Here is a 17,585-nt window from a genome sequence, read left to right as displayed (position 1 = left end):
TCCTAGTTTGCTTTTTGATTTTCATTGAGTATCAGTTGGTAGAGCAAAGCACTCGTAAAGCCTATGTCACAGGTTCGATCCCTGCAATCTTAGAATGAATAAAAACAGTAAAAAGCGCAAAAAATCACCTCCTGTGCTATACTGTAATTGAAATTTTTTGTAAAGCTAAAATAATAAAAATATGAATAAAATTTTCTGAAAATAATTGACAAGAGCTGAATTTTCTTGTAAAATAAGAAAAATTAAATACAACACCGAATGAAGTTTAATAGAAGTGGAAAATCGTTTGATTTTTCATGACTGTAAATGGACGGAACTCTGGAGAGACCGTAAAGGCACCGAAGGGGCAAGGCAGGCAACTGCTCAAACTCTCAGGTAAAAGGACAGAGCAATGATAGAGCGCTTTTTGGCATTTATCGATGCATTCCAGAGTACATGTTTCTAGCATGTACTCTTTCTTTTGGAGTTGATTAGATAGGAGAAATGCATGTTAAATTTTCTAAAAGAAATAGACGCTTTTGTATGGGGACCACCCCTTTTAATCTTATTGGTCGGTACAGGAATTTACTTGACTATTCGTCTAGGACTCTTACAAATTTTCCGTTTACCAAAAGCCTTTCAGCTGATTTTTGCTAAAGACAAGGGGCAGGGAGATGTATCTAGCTTTGCAGCCTTATGTACGGCCTTGGCGGCGACTGTTGGTACAGGAAATATCATCGGGGTGGCAACAGCCATCAAGGTGGGAGGTCCTGGTGCCCTCTTCTGGATGTGGATAGCAGCTTTTTTTGGAATGGCGACCAAGTATGCCGAAGGTCTCCTTGCTATCAAATACAGAAGTAAGGATGATAATGGGGCGGTTGCAGGTGGTCCTATGCATTATATCCTTCTAGGTATGGGAGAAAGGTGGCGCCCCTTGGCGATGCTCTTTGCCTTGGCAGGTGTTTTGGTAGCTCTCTTAGGTATTGGTACCTTTACTCAGGTCAACTCCATCACAGAGTCTATACAAAATACAACCAACTTGTCACCGACCATTACTGCTATAGTCCTTTCTATATTTGTTGGGATTGCGGTCTTTGGTGGACTCAAGTCCATTTCTAAGGTTTCAACCACCGTTGTTCCTTTTATGGCCATTGTCTATATCTTGGGAACTCTTACCGTCATCTTCTTTAATATCGAGAAACTCCCTGCAACTCTGGCCTTGGTCTTTACATCAGCTTTTAGTCCAGTGGCTGCAGTAGGAGGCTTTGCAGGAGCCAGTATCCGAACTGCTATTCAAAATGGTGTGGCGCGTGGTGTCTTCTCAAACGAGTCGGGATTGGGTTCAGCTCCCATTGCGGCTGCGGCAGCTAAGACCAACGAACCGGTGGAGCAGGGTTTGATTTCCATGACAGGTACCTTTATTGATACCTTGATTATCTGTACATTGACTGGTTTGACCATCTTGGTGACTGGTGTCTGGAGCGGTGATTTGAATGGTGTTGCTTTGACTCAGTCAGCTTTTTCTACAGTCTTCTCTTTCTTTGGACCTGCTCTTCTAACAATCTTCTTGGTACTTTTTGCCTTTACTACGATTTTGGGTTGGAACTACTACGGAGAGCGTTGTTTTGAGTTTCTCTTTGGGGTTCGCTTCATCTGGCTCTACCGTGTGGTTTTTGTGCTCATGGTCTTGCTGGGAGGATTTATTGAGTTGGATATGGTCTGGATTATCGCAGATATTGTCAATGCCCTCATGGCACTGCCAAACTTGATTGCACTCTTAGCCTTGTCGCCAGTTGTTATTGCTGAGACTAAGAAGTATTTTGATAAATAATGTAAGATTGATATTACCATTTATAGATAAGACTAGCATCTGTTTGTGAGATGCTAGTTTTTTCACTACTAGGGCTAGTCTTTTATTTTATACTCAATGAAAATCAAAGAGCAAACTAGGAAACTAGCCGCAGGTTGCTCAAAGCACTGCTTTGAGGTTGTGGATAGAACTGACGAAGTCAGCTCAAAACACTGTTTTGAGGTTGCAGATGAAACTGATGAAGTCAGTCACATATATACGGCAAGGCGACGTTGACGCGGTTTGAAGAGATTTTCGAAGAGTATTATGTCATAAGATGAATGAAATTCAAGAGTACATCTTTTATGATATCCTTTATTTGCACTTTTATTTATTGTATAATAGTCAGCATAAATCTGTTTTTGTTCTGATATGTTTTGCTCCATCTATATGCGAAAGAGAAATAAACTGGAGGTGTTTATGTCAAAAGATATTCAAAAATTAGTGATTTCACAAGGAATAGCGAATCTAGCAGATGTCTTTTTTAGAGTTGTTGTGATTGCAAATGTGTTTGTCTTATCTGGTTCGGTTATTTCAACCTCCCTAGTGCCAATTCTGATTGGTCTATCCTCCTTTTTAGCCAGTTTCTTAGTTCCATTAGTAACGAAGAGACTAGCTTTAAATCGTGTTCTTTTCTTGACTCAATTGGGTAAGACGATTCTGCTAGCGATTTTACTTTTTCTACTCAAGCAATCTGAAACTATTTCCCTCCCTCTTTTATATGCTATTGTCACTTTTATCTCCATTTTGGATGGTTTTGCAGCGCCTGTTTCCTATGCGATTGTTCCACGCTATGCAAGTGATTTAGCTAAAGCGAACGCAGCTATTTCTATGAGTGGAGAAAGTGTGCAACTCGTTGGTTGGGGCTTAGGAGGCTTCTTATTTGCGAGTCTGGGAATGAATCCTAGTCTGCTCATTGTGTTAGTTTTGTTTACAATTTCGACGATTTTGATGTTTGGTTTGCCACTTGTAGAAAAAGAAGAGTTGTCCTCAGAAACGAATGTTGAGACGTTAACAAAAGGTTGGCGATTGGTGGCTAAAGAATCAAGATTAGGCTTTATTGTCCAAGCCAATCTTTTAGAAATTTTAGCCAATGCTATCTGGGTATCTTCAGTTTTACTTGTGTTTGTGACTGAGATTTTACATCGGTCAGAAAGCTATTGGGGCTATGTCAATACATCCTATTCCTTTGGGATTATCTTGGGAGGTGCTATTGTCTTCCGTCTAGCAGATAAAGTTGTTACCTATAAATATCAAACTATGACCTTTTCTTTGTTAGCGACAGCACTAGTAACTCTGTTGATAGTGTTATTTCCAAATCCACCTGCTTTTCTATTCCTATCTCTAGTAATTGGTTTTCTATCTCAGATTAAGGAAGTTCCTGAGAGCGTATTTTTACAGGAATCGGTTGATGAGAAGGAACTTGTGAATGTTTACTCCGTTATCGAAGTTGTCTCTACATTGGCCTTTTCTGTCTCTGTTTTTCTAATGAGTTCCATCACAGAATATTTTGGTGTATTTATTGGCTTTGGCTTGGCTATATTCTGTTTGCTAGTAGAGTCCATCTTAGTTTTAAGAAACAAGCATCAGATAAATTAACAGTTATGATCACACATCTGGTGTGATTTTTTTGTTTTCATAAAAATTTTTTATCAGTGCAATTTAAAATATATATTATGCAAGGTATAGATTCTGTGTTAGACTTATTGTCAACGAAAAGCTAATGAGTCATCAATCAAGGCAAGAATTTGTTCAATAGGCTGATGAGATTTCGTAAGATTTTCGCAGAAACCATTCAATTACAAAACGAAAAGAGGTCCTCTTATGACAACATTTACTATCCACACAGTAGAATCAGCACCAGCAGAAGTTAAAGAAGTTCTTGAAACGGTACAAAAGGATAACAATGGCTATATTCCAAATCTTATCGGTCTTTTGGCCAATGCCCCAACAGCCCTAGAAGCTTACCGAACTGTTGGAGCTATTAACCGTCGCAATAGTCTAACACCTGTAGAGCGCGAAGTGGTACAAATCACTGCAGCCGTAACTAATGGTTGTGCCTTCTGTGTAGCTGGACATACAGCCTTTTCTATCAAGCAAATCCAAATGAATGATGACCTTCTTCAAGCCCTTCGCAATCGTACCCCAATCGAAAGCGATCCTAAGCTGGATACCCTAGCTAAGTTTACCTTGGCAGTCATCAATACCAAAGGGCGCGTAGGAGATGAAGCTCTTGGAGAATTCCTTGAAGCTGGTTATACGCAAGAAAATGCCTTGGATGTTGTTCTCGGTGTCAGTCTAGCAAGTCTTTGTAACTATGCTAACAATCTAGCTAACACACCGATTAATCCAGAATTACAACCTTATGCATAAGAGGAGGACAAAGTATGGGATTTTTTTCAGAAGAATTTTTAAGCTGGTTAGACCAGCACGCTGATGAAATTGACAAAAAATCATGTCAAGCTGGAGAAGAACTAATTGAGAAAATTGCTGCAGAAGGCGCCTTTCGTGTAGGGGTTCCCAAAGTTCTTGGAGGGCTAGGTGGAAATGATCAAGATGTTATTGATATCCTTGCTGAACTCGCTCAACATTCCTTAACAGCTTCCTTTATCTCATGGGGGCAACGAACTTTAATAGACAATATTCTTCATACTGATAATGCTTATTTCAAAGAAGTTTACTTGGAAAAACTCTTATCAGGAGAATATGCAGGTGCTACGGCTTTGTCTAATGCGGTCAAGTATCTATCTGACTTAGAGGAACTAAATGTTCGTATCCTTGAAGAAAAGGGAAATTATTATCTTAAAGGACGACTTCCTTGGGTAACCAATGCTCGTAGGGATCGCTTCCTCACTATTTTTGTAGCAGGATTTGCAGATGATCCGAGTACAAGTTATGTAGTAGCCGTACCATCGGACGCAGAAAACTTTAGTCGTTCCGAAGATTTGGAATTTGTCTCTCTCCAAGGAGGAAATACGGCAGCTCTGACTTTCAACAAGGTTCCTTTAAAGGAAGAGTGGATTCTATCCAAGGATGCTCATCAATTTTTAGCGCAAAATCGTCCAGCTTTTTTAGGCTACCAATTTGGCCTAGCTTTTGGTTTGGCTGAACGTTCACTCTCAGAAGTCGAAAAAGAATTGGGGAAACGAGGTGTCTTGAAGGAAGAGTGGCAACATCAGGTCGAACAGTTAGATGATATTCGGCATTCTCTCTATCAAGGACTATCTGAAGAGTCCTATTTCGTTAAAAATCCGCGTGAGCTATTCCAGTTACGGATTGATATTGTTGATGTTGTTGCCCAAAGTCTCTTATTAGAACTACAAGCTGGTGGCGGTAGAGGATACTTTAGTAAATCGACATCCGGTTTCATACGTCGTTGGAATGAAGGCGCATTTTTGCCAATTGTTTCTCCTAGTGCTGTGCAATTGCGACATATTTTAGCGACAAACTAAAAATAAAGAAAATAAAAACGAGGTTTATCTTTTTAAACTTCGTTTTTTAATACTTCATTTAAGCGCTTTTATGCTATACTGATAATAACATGACTATTGGAGGTTCATATGAAAAAACTCCCCTTGGCCTTTTCAGGGTGTTTATTGGGATTGGCTGGAGCAGGCAATCTCATCCTGGATATTTTTCCACTATTATCGCACATCTTTAGTTTGTCAGGCTTGATTTTATGGTTTTATTTTTTATACAGTCATCTTAGTGATTGGCAAGAAATCCAGCAAGAACTTAAGAAAGCTCCTCTATTATCGGGAATGGCGACTTTTCCCATGGCAGGGATGATTTTATCAACCTACTTACTGCGAATCTTACCTGCGAGTATGAGTATCATAGTGCAAGCTCTTTGGTGGTTTGCCTTTCTACTGGATGTAGGTTTAATCATCTACTTCACTAAAAATTATGTGCAGACTAAACCAAGAACGAGCGCAACGCCAAGTTGGACAGTTCTTTATGTGGGAATAGCAGTAGCAAGCTTGACCTACCCAGTGGTGGGCATAGTCGAGATTGCCTATGGTGCTTGGATTTTTGGCTTTACCTTAACCCTTTTCCTTTATCCTCTGATTTATCAAGATTTGAAAAGTAATCCATTGCCACGGGCTTTACTGGGGCAAGAAGGAATCTATTGTGCTCCCTTTTCTCTACTGTTAGCAGCACTCGTTCGGATCGGAGGTTCAGCTCTTCATGTCTGGATTTTGCTAGTCATGATTCTTGCTTCACAAACTTTCTTTTTCTTTGTCCTCAGTCGCTTGCCAAATATTTTAAAACAGGGATTTCAACCAGCTTTTTCAGCCCTAACCTTCCCAACTATCATCACAGCAACTTCATTGAAAATGGCCCAAGGCATTCTGCAGTTTCCAGTCCTTAACCTCCTCGTTTGGCTGGAAACGATCATTTGTTTAACAATCCTTGTCTATGTATTAGTAGAATATATGCGGTATTTAAGGAACTAAAAAAGCCCCTAGCACTGAGAAGTGTTAGGGGGTTGTTGTCGACAATAAACATAATCAATTAGTTCAGCTTATACCTACTGTTCTTCATGTTCGGATAAAAAATAATAAGTCATAGTACCGAAGATTGATCCTACTCCAAGTCCTAGTAGTAGGAAAAGTGCGATCATTTTTAGTTCTAGAAACTGCAAAAAGAAATCTGTAATCGAGTGATTTTCAAGGATTACTTTTTTGGAAAATAGGATAAATAAGTAGAGAGTTGGGATGCTAGTTCCAACTAACCAACTTCTTAACTTGATTTGCTGCTTGCTGTAAGTGATTTGTGGAATCTCGGATTGATCATCATCTTCTAAGTGGAGCCCTCTAGTAGAATATCTTGCCTTGAGACTGAGGGCAAAAATCATCAAGAAGTAGAGATAGGGCATAACATTTCGAACGATTTCTATAAAGCGTCCGAACAAAATATAGAATAGGAAGAGAATGAAGGAAGAGTAAAAGATTTGGACCATGGAACGGGCGCAAGCCTTATAGATGACCTCTTGACGGCATTCATCAAAGGGTCCTTGGATATGAAAGAAATTTCGAACTAAGCGAGTTGTTAAGTCTTCTTTTTTCATGGTAGGGGCCTCTTAATAACATTGTTTTTGATTAACTTCTTTAAAGAGTTGATAGAGAGTATAGAAGTAGACTAGACTAAAAACGATACAGATGGTTAGAAATAGTAGATATCTCCAATCCATAGAACTCGTTATCAGTTGTGGGAGAGATACGAGGATAAAGCAGAGAGATGCGTTTAAGAGGCGTCTTTTTTTTGATTTGATTTTCTGAAATCTTTGTCCTTTGTTCAAGACAGGAATGGCTAAGAGGAAGATGATCAGAAAAGGACGCGTAATTTGGCCATAAACTAGGAAAACTGTCATAAAGATACTGATCAAAATATGGCTGAGAATTAAAGTTACTAGTGATTTCATAAGTTTCCTCCTAATCGTCGTCTTGATCTTCTCTAGCTTTTTGAATGCGAAGAGTGACGACAATATGCACTGTTAATCCGAAAAAGAAGGCTGCAACGATGGTTGACAAGATACTTCTTGTATTCAAAAGAGCGGTAAGATAGCTTTTGCTATCATCCATTAGGATATTGAGAAGTGGTATGCCAAAGAACATAAAGACTCCATAGAAAAGTCCAGCTTTAAGGCCAGGATTACGTAACTGTTTCTTTTCCTTCTGGCTCAACATATCAGGATCGATAGCAGCAATACCAGTTTTTTTAGTTTGAGTAGTGACATAGAAAGCACAAAACAAGGAAACCAGAAAAATAATGATTGGATATCCGAAAGCGACCATTTGGGGATATTTATAAGCAAGGACAAAGGGGATGAGATTACCTAAAGTCATGAGGTAAAAGAGAACCATAAAGACTTTATTCCCGATGTGGTCAGCCTCGCGTCGTTTGTGTTCATCAAGGGGGCCTGAAACGCCATAGATACGTTTGATTAGTTTTTCATAGAGGGGTTCTTTTTTCATGGGTAATTTCTCCTAAATGAACGATGTTATTTTGTTTCTTTTACGAATTGATAGAGATAATAAAGATAAGTGATAGAAGAAAGGATAGCGATAGTTAGCAGTATATAATATTTCCAATTGCTTGAGATGAGCGTCAGTTGTGGTAAGGATAGAAAGGATAGAATCATAAAGAATAGTGCTAAGTTGAGTATGCGCGTTTTTTGGGAATCTATCTTTAGATAAGTCAGTCCTTTGTTGAGTGCTGGAACAAAGACAAGAACAAGGACTGTATCGTAGATGGGCAAGTTCCCTGAAACGATGATGAAGATGAGCAGTGAAGCAAACAAAAGATGATAGGTAAGTAAAGTTACTAGTGATTTCATAGGGTACCTCCTAATCCTTATCCTGCTCTTTTTTAGCTCTTGCAATGCGACGGGAGATGAGGAACTGTATGCTCGCTCCGAAGAATATAGAACCGAAAATGCTTGCTAAGCCATTTCTTATAGTGAGAAGAGAGTGGAAATAGTCCTGACCTTCACCAGTAATTATATGGAGAAGAGGGGTTATAAAAAACATCCATAGGCCAAAGAATAAACCCGCTTTAAGACCAGGGTAGTGTAGTTGCTTATTTTCTTTCTCATTTAACATATCTGGTTCAATAGTTGTAATCCCTGTTTTTTGCATTTGGTAGGTGACATAGCCAGCAGCGATGAGGGCAATCACTAAAATCAGAGGAGGATAGACTAGAGCCACTAGTTGAGGAAATTGATAGGCCAGAACAAGCGGAATAAGATTGCCGAAAATCATCAGATAAAAGAGAATCATAAAGACTTTATTTCCGATGCGGTCAGCTTCGCGCCGTTTGTATTCGTCCAGTGGATCAGAAATACCGTAAGTGCGTTTGATGAGCTTTTCAGTGAAGGTTTCTTTTTTCATTTTTCTTCTCCTTTTTAAAAATCGTCCTCCCAAAAGAGACTGTTGAGGTCAGTTTGGAGGCTTCGAGCGAGATTGAGACAAAGTTCCAAGGTAGGATTATACTTGTCGTTCTCAATCATGTTGATGGTTTGTCTCGAGACACCAATATCCTTGGCAAGTTCGAGTTGGGACTTTCCCAGTTCCTTGCGGAATTCTTTTACGCGATTCATGCTTCCTCCTTTTTAGTTTATGTCACATATATTTGACTATAGTATATTCTTTTAAGAACATAATGTCAACTATTTTTGACATATTTTTAAAAGAATCTTGGTGATAATATTTCTATGTGAAAATCTTCTAGCGATTTTATGCTATAATGAAGAAAAATAAGAGTTATTTGGATACCCTGAATGCTATCCAATAAAGAAAGAGCAGAAAATGAACCATAAGATTGCAATTTTATCAGACATTCATGGCAACACGACAGCCTTAGCTGGAGTGCTTGAGGATGCTAAAAATTTGGGAGCGACTGAATATTGGCTTTTGGGAGATATTTTTCTTCCTGGTCCGGGAGCAACTGACTTGGTGGCTCTTTTGAAAGACCTTCCCCTTACAGCATCCGTTCGAGGGAACTGGGATGATTGTGTGTTAGAGGCTTTAGGCGGGCACTATGGTCTAGAAGATCCCGAAGAAATTCAGTTTCTCAGGATGACTCAGTATCTGATGGAGCGCATAAACCCAGAGCATATTGATTGGTTGAGAAAGCTACCGATGATAGCCAAGAAAGAAATCGAAGGCTTGCGCTTCTCACTTTCTCATAATTTGCCTGAGAAAAACTATGGTAGAGATTTACTGGTTGAAAATAATACTGAAAAATTTGACCAGCTACTTGATGAAACTACTGATGTAGCCGTCTATGGTCATGTCCATAAACAGCTCCTACGTTATGGTAGTCAAGGCCAACAAATCCTCAATCCAGGTTCGATTGGTATGCCTTATTTTGATTGGGAAGGGCTAAAAAACCATCGAGCCCAGTATGCCTTACTTGAGGTTGAAAATGGTGAATTGGTCAATATCCAATTTCGTAAGGTCGCCTATGATTATGAAGCAGAGCTAGAATCAGCCAAGACCAAAGGCCTTCCTTTTATCGAAATGTATGAAGAATTACGACGTGAGGACAACTATCAAGGACATAATAGGGAATTACTTGCTAGCCTAAATGAAAAATATGGCTATGTGGAGGATGTGAAGAATTATTTTGATTTTTTGTAAGAGTTGCTTTAACAAACAAATACTAAATAAAACGATTGGACTAGCCAATCGTTTTTAATATATCTTATTGTAATTGAGACTGATCTGGTAGGTAAGAACCACCGAGATAGGTTTTGCTGAGTTTTTCAAGGGTTCCATCTTGGTAGAGTTCTTTGAGAACATTGTCAAATTGCTCTTAAAATTCTTTTTGGTCACTTGAAAAGATGATGTAGTTGTTTGGATTATCATTGCTCTCCAAGTCGACTACGTTTAAGTCTAAACCTCGGTCTTGGATAATTTTTTGAACCGAAATTTTATCAAAGATTAGGAAATCAAATTCACCATTGGCGAGATCAGTCAGGCGTTTAGCGACATCCTCACCAGAGTATTGGATGGTAGCAGGATTGTCGGAGTGGCTTTGATTCCAGTCGGTAACAACCTTGGCAGTAGAAGTTCCAGTATCATCCTGGGTTGTTTTACCAGCGATGTCTTGAATAGAGGTAAGAGCCTTGTCTTTTCTGCTCACGAGAGCCAAAGGATTTTTAGCGATAGGTAGGGAGTATAGATATTTGTCGGCTCTCTCTTTGGTATAGCTCAAGTTGTTGGCAGCAGCTTGGTAACGGCCGGCATCCACTCCAGGGAAGATACTTTCCCAAGCTGTTTTTTGAAATTCAATCTTGTATTGGTTAAGTTTTTCATCGACTGTTTTTAAAACCTCAACATCATATCCGGTCAAATTACCATCTTTTTCAAAATCAAAAGGTGGGATGTCTCCAGCAGTTGCTACAACAATGGTTTTAGTGGAAGTAGCTATCTTGTTTGGATTGTCAACAGGCGACCAACAAGGGACTAATGGCTAATCATAAGATAATGGTGTCTAGCTTACCAGACAATTAATCAGATATCCAATATATATTTTTTATGGAGGTGATAGAGAAATATTATAATTTCCAGTTTTGTAATAAACAATTCAAGTAAGAAAAAAGATAATTTGTTTCACTAATGAAAAAACTCTGCAAGCTCTTTCAGAATGTGGTAAAATGGAAGTAATAGAAATAGAAAAGGAAATCAATTATGAAATTTCTTGAGTTAAATAAAAAACGTCATGCGACCAAGCATTTTATTGATAAACCTGTCGATCCCAAGGATGTTCGTACAGCTATTGAAATCGCAACCTTGGCACCAAGTGCCCACAACAGCCAGCCTTGGAAATTCGTCGTGGTTCGTGAGAAAAATGCTGAACTAGCAAAATTGGCTTACGGTTCAAACTTTGAGCAAGTAGCCTCTGCACCTGTAACCATTGCCTTGTTTACAGATACAGACTTAGCTAAACGTGCTCGCAAGATTGCCCGTACTGGTGGTGCCAACAATTTCTCAGAAGAGCAACTTCAGTACTTTTTGAAAAATCTTCCAGCTGAGTTTGCGCGTTACAGCGACCAACAAGTTAGTGACTACTTGGCTCTTAATGCAGGGCTAGTAGCTATGAACTTGGTCCTTGCACTGACTGACCAAGGAATCGGATCAAACATTATCCTTGGTTTTGACAAATCAAAAGCCAATGAAGTCTTGGAAATCGAAGAACGTTTCCGTCCAGAACTTTTGATCACAGTGGGTTACACAGATGAGAAGTTGGAACCAAGCTACCGCTTGCCAGTAGATGAAATTATCGAAAAAAGATAGGAAGAAAAAATGACAGTTATTGATTTTACAGCAGAAGTAGAAAAACGTAAAGAAGACCTCTTGGCTGACTTGTTTAGCCTTTTGGAAATCAACTCAGAACGTGATGACAACAAGGCTGATGCTCAGCATCCATTTGGACCTGGGCCAGTAAAAGCCTTGGAAAAATTCCTTGAAATCGCAGACCGTGATGGCTACCCAACAAAAAATGTCGACAATTATGCAGGACATTTTGAGTTTGGTGAAGGAGAAGAAGTTCTCGGAATCTTTGCCCACATGGACGTAGTGCCAGCAGGTAGCGGTTGGGACACTGACCCTTACACTCCAACTATCAAAGATGGTCGTCTTTATGCGCGTGGTGCTTCTGACGATAAGGGTCCTACTATAGCATGTTACTATGGTTTGAAAATCATCAAAGAATTGGGTCTTCCAACTTCTAAAAAAGTTCGTTTCATCGTGGGAACAGACGAAGAATCAGGTTGGGCAGATATGGACTACTACTTTGAGCATGTAGGACTTGCAAAACCAGACTTTGGCTTCTCTCCAGATGCTGAATTCCCTATCATCAATGGTGAAAAAGGAAACATCACAGAATACCTTCACTTTGCTGGTGAAAATACTGGTGCAGCTCGTCTTCACAGCTTTACAGGTGGATTGCGTGAAAACATGGTTCCAGAATCAGCAACAGCAGTCATTTCAGGTGACTTAGCAGACTTGCAAGGGAAACTAGACGCTTTCGTTGCAGAGCACAAACTCAGAGGAGAAATCCAAGAAGAGAACGGTCAGTACGAGGTGACTGTAATTGGTAAATCAGCTCACGGTGCTATGCCTGCTTCAGGTATCAATGGTGCAACTTATCTTGCCCTCTTCCTCAGCCAATTTGCTTTTGAAGGACCTGCAAAAGACTACCTTGACATTGCTGGTAAGATTCTTTTGAACGACCACGAAGGCAAGAACTTGAAAGTAGCTCATGTGGATGAAAAGATGGGTGCCCTTTCTATGAATGCGGGTGTTTTCCGCTTCGACGAATCAAGTGCTGACAATACTATTGCCCTTAACTTCCGTTATCCAAAAGGAACAAGCCCAGAGCAAATCAAGTCAGTTCTTGAAACCTTGCCAGTTGCTTCAGTTAGCCTTTCTGAACAAGGTCACACTCCTCACTATGTGCCAATGGAAGATCCGCTTGTCCAAACCTTGTTGGATGTTTATGAAAAACAAACAGGTCTTAAAGGTCACGAACAAGTCATCGGTGGTGGAACATTTGGACGTTTGTTAGAGCGTGGTGTCGCTTACGGTGCTATGTTCCCAGATTCTATCGATACTATGCACCAAGCCAACGAATTTATCGCCTTGGATGATCTCTTCCGTGCAGCAGCCATCTACGCTGAAGCTATCTATGAATTGATCAAATAATGATCTAGAAGTCTGAGATTTAATGCTTAGACTTCTTTTTGGAGGAGAAAATGTCTCAAATTGAAAGAATCAAGCAAGCTATTATGGCTGATCCCCAGAATGCCAGCTATACTGAGCAAGGCATCGAGCCACTCTTTGCGGCTCCAAAGACTGCTCGTATCAATATCATTGGGCAGGCGCCAGGTCTCAAAACCCAGGAAGCAGGACTATACTGGAAGGATAAAAGTGGTGACCGCCTGCGCGAGTGGCTAGGTGTGGATGAAGACACCTTTTACAATTCAGGTTACTTTGCAGTCATGCCCATGGATTTCTACTTTCCAGGTCATGGGAAATCGGGTGACCTACCACCTCGTCCAGGTTTTGCAGAAAAATGGCATCCAGAACTCTTGAAGGAATTACCAGATATTCAATTGACGCTCTTGATTGGGCAGTATGCTCAGGCTTACTATCTGCATGAGAAAGTCAGTGAAAAGGTAACAGATCGTGTTCATCGGTTTAAAGATTATTTGCCAGATTATTTCCCTCTCGTACACCCATCACCACGTAATCAAATTTGGATGAAAAAAAATCCTTGGTTTGAGGAAGAAGTGGTTCCAGATTTGAAAAAAAGAATTAAAATTATTTTAGGAGAAAAAGAATGAACGAAATTACTTTTGACGATTTTTATCAGCTTTATCAGAGAGAGTCGCTTTCTGTATTGGATGTGAGAGAAGTAGAGGAATTTGAGGCTCTTCATTTAGAAGGTGCTCTTAATTCCCCTCTGAGTCAACTGGCAGATACTTATGAGCAACTAGATAAAACCCAGCCTTACTACGTGATCTGTAAGTCAGGAATGCGTTCAGCACGCGCTTGTCAATTTTTAGCAGAACAAGGATATGAGGTTATCAATGTCCAAGGTGGCATGGATGCCTTAGAATAAGAAAATCTCCCTTTGAGACCGAAAATAAGAAAGGTTTTAAAGGGAGTTTATTTGCTCTAAAAATCAGAAAATTGAAAACATTTTAAAATTATTTCGAGATAGCCTTTTCAAGCCTTTAATCATGTTATACTAAGAAAGTATTTTATTTTTTATAAGGAGAGTTTATGGCTAAAAAAGGTGCTTTAACAGGATTACTCCTGTTTGGAATATTTTTTGGAGCAGGTAACTTGATTTTCCCTCCAACTCTAGGCGCACAGTCTGGAGAAAACTTTCTCCCTGCCATTGCAGGATTTGTATTTTCGGGTGTTGGGATTGCCGTCCTAACCTTGATCATTGGTACCCTTAATCCTAAGGGGTATATCTATGAAATTTCTAAGAAAATTTCTCCATGGTTTGCGACGATTTATCTTGCAGTTTTGTACTTGTCGATTGGCCCATTCTTTGCCATCCCTCGTACAGCAACGACATCGTTTGAAGTTGGTATTAGTCCACTCTTGGATCAAGCAGATAAAGGTTTAGGTTTGATTGTCTTCACCATTCTTTACTTTGTAGCTGCCTACCTAATCTCGCTGAATCCTTCAAAAATCTTGGATCGTATCGGTCGAATCTTGACTCCAGTTTTTGCCATCTTAATTGTTATTCTGGTTATCCTTGGAGCTTTCAAGTATGGTGGGAATGCACCACAAGCAGCTTCAGGCGCTTATCAAGCTTCAGCCTTTGGTGCAGGTTTCCTTGAAGGATACAATACACTTGATGCGCTTGCATCGGTTGCCTTCAGTGTTATTGCAGTACAAACCTTGAAACAACTTGGTTTTTCAAGTAAGAAAGAGTACATTTCAACCATTTGGGTAGTTGGAATTGTTGTAGCACTCGGATTTAGTGCTCTCTACATCGGTCTAGGTTTCTTGGGCAATCATTTCCCAGTAACAGAAGAAGCAATGAAGAGTGGAACTCCCGGAGTTTATATCTTGTCTCAAGCAACGCAAGAAATCTTTGGTTCTACTGCTCAGCTTTTCCTTGCAGCTATGGTAACCGTTACTTGCTTTACAACGACTGTAGGGTTGATTGTATCAACTGCCGAGTTCTTTAACGGACGTTTCCCACAAGTCAGCTACAAGGTTTATGCAACAGTCTTTACCTTGATTGGTTTTGCTATTGCAAATCTTGGTTTGAGTGCTATTATTAAGTACTCTGTACCAGTTCTCGTTATTTTGTACCCAATTACGATTGACATTGTCATGATTGTGATTGTGAACAAGTTTGTTGCTCTTTCAAAACCAGGAATGCAATTAACTGTTGGTATTGTCACAGCCATTGCTATTGCAAGTGTTTTAGGCTCTACTTTTAAAGTTGAGATCCTTGCAAATATCGTGAACGCTCTACCATTTGCGGAGGCTTCTCTGCCATGGTTGGTACCAGCTATTATTGGTATTCTACTTTCTCTTGTTCTTCCAAATAAACAAGAAAGTGAAGCTTTTGAAATGGAATAATCACTAAAATCACTTTTGTAGCTAAGTCTACAGGAGTGATTTTCTTTTTTATCCGATGATAAATGTGTTATAATAGGTAGCAAAAGAGGTGAAGAAATGAATCAAACTGTAGAATATATCAAAGAACTAACTGCTATTGCGTCACCAACAGGTTTTACGCGTGAAATTACGAATTATTTAGTTGAGACGCTTGAAAAACTAGGCTATCAACCTATCCGTACTGCTAAAGGTGGAGTGAATGTTACCATTAAAGGTAAAAATGACGAGCAGCAGCGCTATGTGACTGCCCATGTGGATACCTTGGGAGCTATCGTTCGCGCTGTTAAACCAGATGGTCGTCTCAAGATGGATCGTATCGGTGGCTATCCTTGGAACATGATTGAAGGCGAAAACTGTACGGTCCATGTAGCTAGTACAGGGAAAACTGTTTCAGGTACGATTTTGATCCACCAAACTTCTTGTCACGTTTACAAAGATGCAGGAACAGCTGAACGTACACAGGACAATATGGAAGTTCGTTTGGATGAAAAAGTGACTAATGAAAAAGAAACACGCGCACTCGGTATCGAGGTTGGTGATTTTATCAGCTTTGACCCACGAACTGTCGTGACTGAGACAGGCTTTATCAAGTCTCGTCATTTGGATGACAAGGTCAGCGCAGCTATTCTCCTTAATCTCCTCAAAGTATACAAAGAAAAAGGGATTGAACTTCCTGTTACTACGCATTTTGCTTTTTCAGTCTTTGAAGAAGTGGGGCACGGTGCTAACTCAAGCATCCCTAGTCAAGTTGTTGAGTATCTTGCTGTGGATATGGGAGCAATGGGAGATGATCAGCAGACAGACGAGTACACAGTATCTATCTGTGTTAAAGATGCTTCTGGTCCTTACCACTATGAATTCCGTCAACACTTGGTAGCTCTCGCAAAAGAGCAAGACATTCCATTCAAACTAGATATCTATCCATTTTACGGTTCTGATGCTTCTGCAGCGATGTCAGCTGGAGCAGAGGTTAAGCACGCTCTTCTAGGAGCAGGTATTGAGTCAAGCCACTCATACGAACGTACTCATATTGATTCTGTAGTGGCTACTGAGCGTATGGTGGACGCTTATCTCAAGAGTGAGTTGGTGGACTGAAGAGTCGATAAAGTACTATGTATGAAATACTGAAACAAATAGCAACGCCTGCTATAATAACAGGGTTGATTTCGAGTTTGTATGCTTATTTTCAAAAGAAAAAAGAGGACTATCGTAAGTATGTGTATGAAAATAAACAAGAAAACTTTAAAGAACTAGTTGTTTATGCTGATGAACTGGTCGATAAAGGAATTACTAATCCAGATCTAGAAAAACTACTTTTTAAAATTTCTCAAAAGATTAATCCGTATGGACGAAAAATAAAAACTTTTGGAAAATATCAGTGGATAGAAGATGATGGATATGTGTGGTATCAAATAGAAATTATAGAGAAAAAACTTGCTTCTCAAATACTTCAAATAGAAGATTTAAAAGAACTAGCTCATCGGATACAAATTTCTAAACGATTACTAGATATTAAAGTAGAAAATAATATTCCGCTCATAAATTCAGCTAAAATATGGTTTAATTTATTTCAGTATGCGATGTTATTACTTCAGCTATTTTTCATATACTCTGGGTATAAGAGTTTTATCGAACAACCTACCTTACTTTCTTCGTCTTTGATTTTTTGGCTACTTGTTGTAGTGATTTTAATTTTTTTACTCCCAGAATTGAGTGTTAATGAAAGCGATGATAGAAACCCTGAAATAGGCATTACATTGCTCTCTTTCTTTATTGCCGGAGTTGATGCTTGGACAGCGTATTATTTATTTAATAATTCTTTTATTGCTTTCCTTGGTGGAATGGGTTCACTACTTCTAATTGTTGGTGAAGTAATTTCAAAAGCTTTTATTTTCGGGGGAAGTGAAATTGGTAAAGTGTCTACAATTTATATCGAAGAATATAGGAAGCTACAGGGACCTGAGTTAAGTAAGAGACGCTTTATAAATAATTTTAGAGTTATTCCATTTTTTAATAAGATTAAGAATTTATTTCACAAAGATAAGAGGGAGGGAAATGATGACCTATAAACACCGACTCTTTGACCTTAATCCCCC

The 17,585-nt window shown here is 39.4% G+C and carries 19 protein-coding genes, 1 pseudogene and 1 riboswitch; of the genes and pseudogenes, 13 read left to right on the top strand and 7 right to left on the bottom strand.

The window, feature by feature from the left end; translation table 11 throughout:
* Positions 1-308 precede the first annotated feature (308 nt).
* Positions 309-397: riboswitch (glycine riboswitch) on the top strand.
* A 90-nt stretch (positions 398-487) separates the two neighbouring features.
* The 5 genes from HMPREF2805_RS08465 (at position 488) to HMPREF2805_RS08445 (ending at position 6,285) form a co-directional block, all read left to right on the top strand.
* Positions 488-1,810 carry an alanine/glycine:cation symporter family protein gene (locus HMPREF2805_RS08465; protein ID WP_075232157.1) on the top strand — a complete coding sequence of 441 codons (1,323 nt, stop codon included), beginning with the start codon at positions 488-490 and terminating at the stop codon, positions 1,808-1,810.
* A 438-nt stretch (positions 1,811-2,248) separates the two neighbouring features.
* Entirely contained in the window at positions 2,249-3,427 is a 1,179-nt protein-coding gene (locus HMPREF2805_RS08460; RefSeq protein WP_075232156.1) for a ryptide export MFS transporter, read from the top strand.
* 225 nt (positions 3,428-3,652) lie between these two features.
* A complete protein-coding gene (locus HMPREF2805_RS08455) occupies positions 3,653-4,201 on the top strand; it encodes a carboxymuconolactone decarboxylase family protein (protein ID WP_045763587.1) in 549 nt (182 codons plus the stop codon).
* 14 nt (positions 4,202-4,215) lie between these two features.
* Positions 4,216-5,280, top strand: a complete 1,065-nt coding sequence (locus tag HMPREF2805_RS08450) for an acyl-CoA dehydrogenase family protein (protein ID WP_075232155.1) — start codon at positions 4,216-4,218, stop codon at positions 5,278-5,280.
* A gap of 108 nt (positions 5,281-5,388) precedes the next feature.
* Positions 5,389-6,285 carry a TDT family transporter gene (locus HMPREF2805_RS08445; protein ID WP_075232154.1) on the top strand — a complete coding sequence of 299 codons (897 nt, stop codon included), beginning with the start codon at positions 5,389-5,391 and terminating at the stop codon, positions 6,283-6,285.
* Between the two features lie 74 nt (positions 6,286-6,359).
* On the opposite strand, the gene HMPREF2805_RS08440 is transcribed toward HMPREF2805_RS08445, so the two are convergent.
* The 6 genes from HMPREF2805_RS08440 to HMPREF2805_RS08415 are packed head-to-tail and all read right to left on the bottom strand — an operon-like array spanning position 6,360 to position 8,930.
* Complete coding sequence (locus HMPREF2805_RS08440) at positions 6,360-6,899, bottom strand: DUF3278 domain-containing protein (RefSeq protein WP_075232153.1); 540 nt, start codon at positions 6,897-6,899, stop codon at positions 6,360-6,362.
* A gap of 12 nt (positions 6,900-6,911) precedes the next feature.
* Positions 6,912-7,253, bottom strand: a complete 342-nt coding sequence (locus tag HMPREF2805_RS08435) for a hypothetical protein (RefSeq protein ID WP_075232152.1) — start codon at positions 7,251-7,253, stop codon at positions 6,912-6,914.
* 10 nt (positions 7,254-7,263) lie between these two features.
* Positions 7,264-7,806 (bottom strand): DUF3278 domain-containing protein, encoded by a 543-nt coding sequence (locus HMPREF2805_RS08430; protein ID WP_075232151.1) that lies wholly within the window; start codon positions 7,804-7,806, stop codon positions 7,264-7,266.
* 26 nt (positions 7,807-7,832) lie between these two features.
* Complete coding sequence (locus HMPREF2805_RS08425; protein WP_075232150.1) at positions 7,833-8,168, bottom strand: hypothetical protein; 336 nt, start codon at positions 8,166-8,168, stop codon at positions 7,833-7,835.
* Positions 8,169-8,178: 10 nt separating this feature from the next.
* Complete coding sequence (locus HMPREF2805_RS08420) at positions 8,179-8,721, bottom strand: DUF3278 domain-containing protein (protein WP_075232149.1); 543 nt, start codon at positions 8,719-8,721, stop codon at positions 8,179-8,181.
* Between the two features lie 14 nt (positions 8,722-8,735).
* Positions 8,736-8,930 carry a helix-turn-helix transcriptional regulator gene (locus tag HMPREF2805_RS08415; protein ID WP_006152985.1) on the bottom strand — a complete coding sequence of 65 codons (195 nt, stop codon included), beginning with the start codon at positions 8,928-8,930 and terminating at the stop codon, positions 8,736-8,738.
* A 208-nt stretch (positions 8,931-9,138) separates the two neighbouring features.
* Here HMPREF2805_RS08415 and HMPREF2805_RS08410 point away from each other — a divergent pair, with 208 nt between their 5' ends.
* Positions 9,139-9,972, top strand: a complete 834-nt coding sequence (locus tag HMPREF2805_RS08410) for a metallophosphoesterase family protein (protein ID WP_075232148.1) — start codon at positions 9,139-9,141, stop codon at positions 9,970-9,972.
* 64 nt (positions 9,973-10,036) lie between these two features.
* Here the strand turns inward: HMPREF2805_RS08410 and HMPREF2805_RS08405 are convergent.
* Positions 10,037-10,805: pseudogene (locus tag HMPREF2805_RS08405) on the bottom strand (amino acid ABC transporter substrate-binding protein).
* Positions 10,806-11,025: 220 nt separating this feature from the next.
* On the opposite strand from HMPREF2805_RS08405, the gene HMPREF2805_RS08400 reads away from it, so the two are divergent.
* The 7 genes from HMPREF2805_RS08400 to HMPREF2805_RS08370 all read left to right on the top strand — a co-directional run bounded on the left by HMPREF2805_RS08400 (position 11,026) and on the right by HMPREF2805_RS08370 (position 17,558).
* Positions 11,026-11,631 (top strand): nitroreductase family protein, encoded by a 606-nt coding sequence (locus HMPREF2805_RS08400; RefSeq protein WP_075232147.1) that lies wholly within the window; start codon positions 11,026-11,028, stop codon positions 11,629-11,631.
* A gap of 9 nt (positions 11,632-11,640) precedes the next feature.
* A complete protein-coding gene (gene pepV / locus HMPREF2805_RS08395; RefSeq protein ID WP_075232146.1) occupies positions 11,641-13,041 on the top strand; it encodes a dipeptidase PepV in 1,401 nt (466 codons plus the stop codon).
* A gap of 50 nt (positions 13,042-13,091) precedes the next feature.
* The gene (locus HMPREF2805_RS08390) at positions 13,092-13,682 is read left to right on the top strand and encodes a uracil-DNA glycosylase family protein (protein WP_075232145.1); all 591 of its coding nucleotides are present in this window, start codon (positions 13,092-13,094) and stop codon (positions 13,680-13,682) included.
* Entirely contained in the window at positions 13,679-13,960 is a 282-nt protein-coding gene (locus HMPREF2805_RS08385; protein ID WP_075232144.1) for a rhodanese-like domain-containing protein, read from the top strand. The genes HMPREF2805_RS08390 and HMPREF2805_RS08385 overlap by 4 nt, the downstream gene beginning before the upstream one ends.
* Positions 13,961-14,124: 164 nt before the next feature.
* Positions 14,125-15,450, top strand: a complete 1,326-nt coding sequence (brnQ, locus tag HMPREF2805_RS08380; RefSeq protein WP_075232143.1) for a branched-chain amino acid transport system II carrier protein — start codon at positions 14,125-14,127, stop codon at positions 15,448-15,450.
* 96 nt (positions 15,451-15,546) lie between these two features.
* Complete coding sequence (locus tag HMPREF2805_RS08375) at positions 15,547-16,584, top strand: M42 family metallopeptidase (protein ID WP_075232142.1); 1,038 nt, start codon at positions 15,547-15,549, stop codon at positions 16,582-16,584.
* A 17-nt stretch (positions 16,585-16,601) separates the two neighbouring features.
* On the top strand, positions 16,602-17,558 hold the full coding sequence (locus tag HMPREF2805_RS08370) for a hypothetical protein (protein ID WP_075232141.1): 957 nt from the start codon (positions 16,602-16,604) through the stop codon (positions 17,556-17,558).
* Positions 17,559-17,585: the final 27 nt, after the last annotated feature.

The sequence above is a fragment of the Streptococcus sp. HMSC034E03 genome (assembly GCF_001811505.1).
Lineage (GTDB): Bacteria > Bacillota > Bacilli > Lactobacillales > Streptococcaceae > Streptococcus.
The sequence above is the reverse complement of the archived record's forward strand: the minus strand, read 5'-3'. Positions and strand labels throughout refer to the sequence as shown.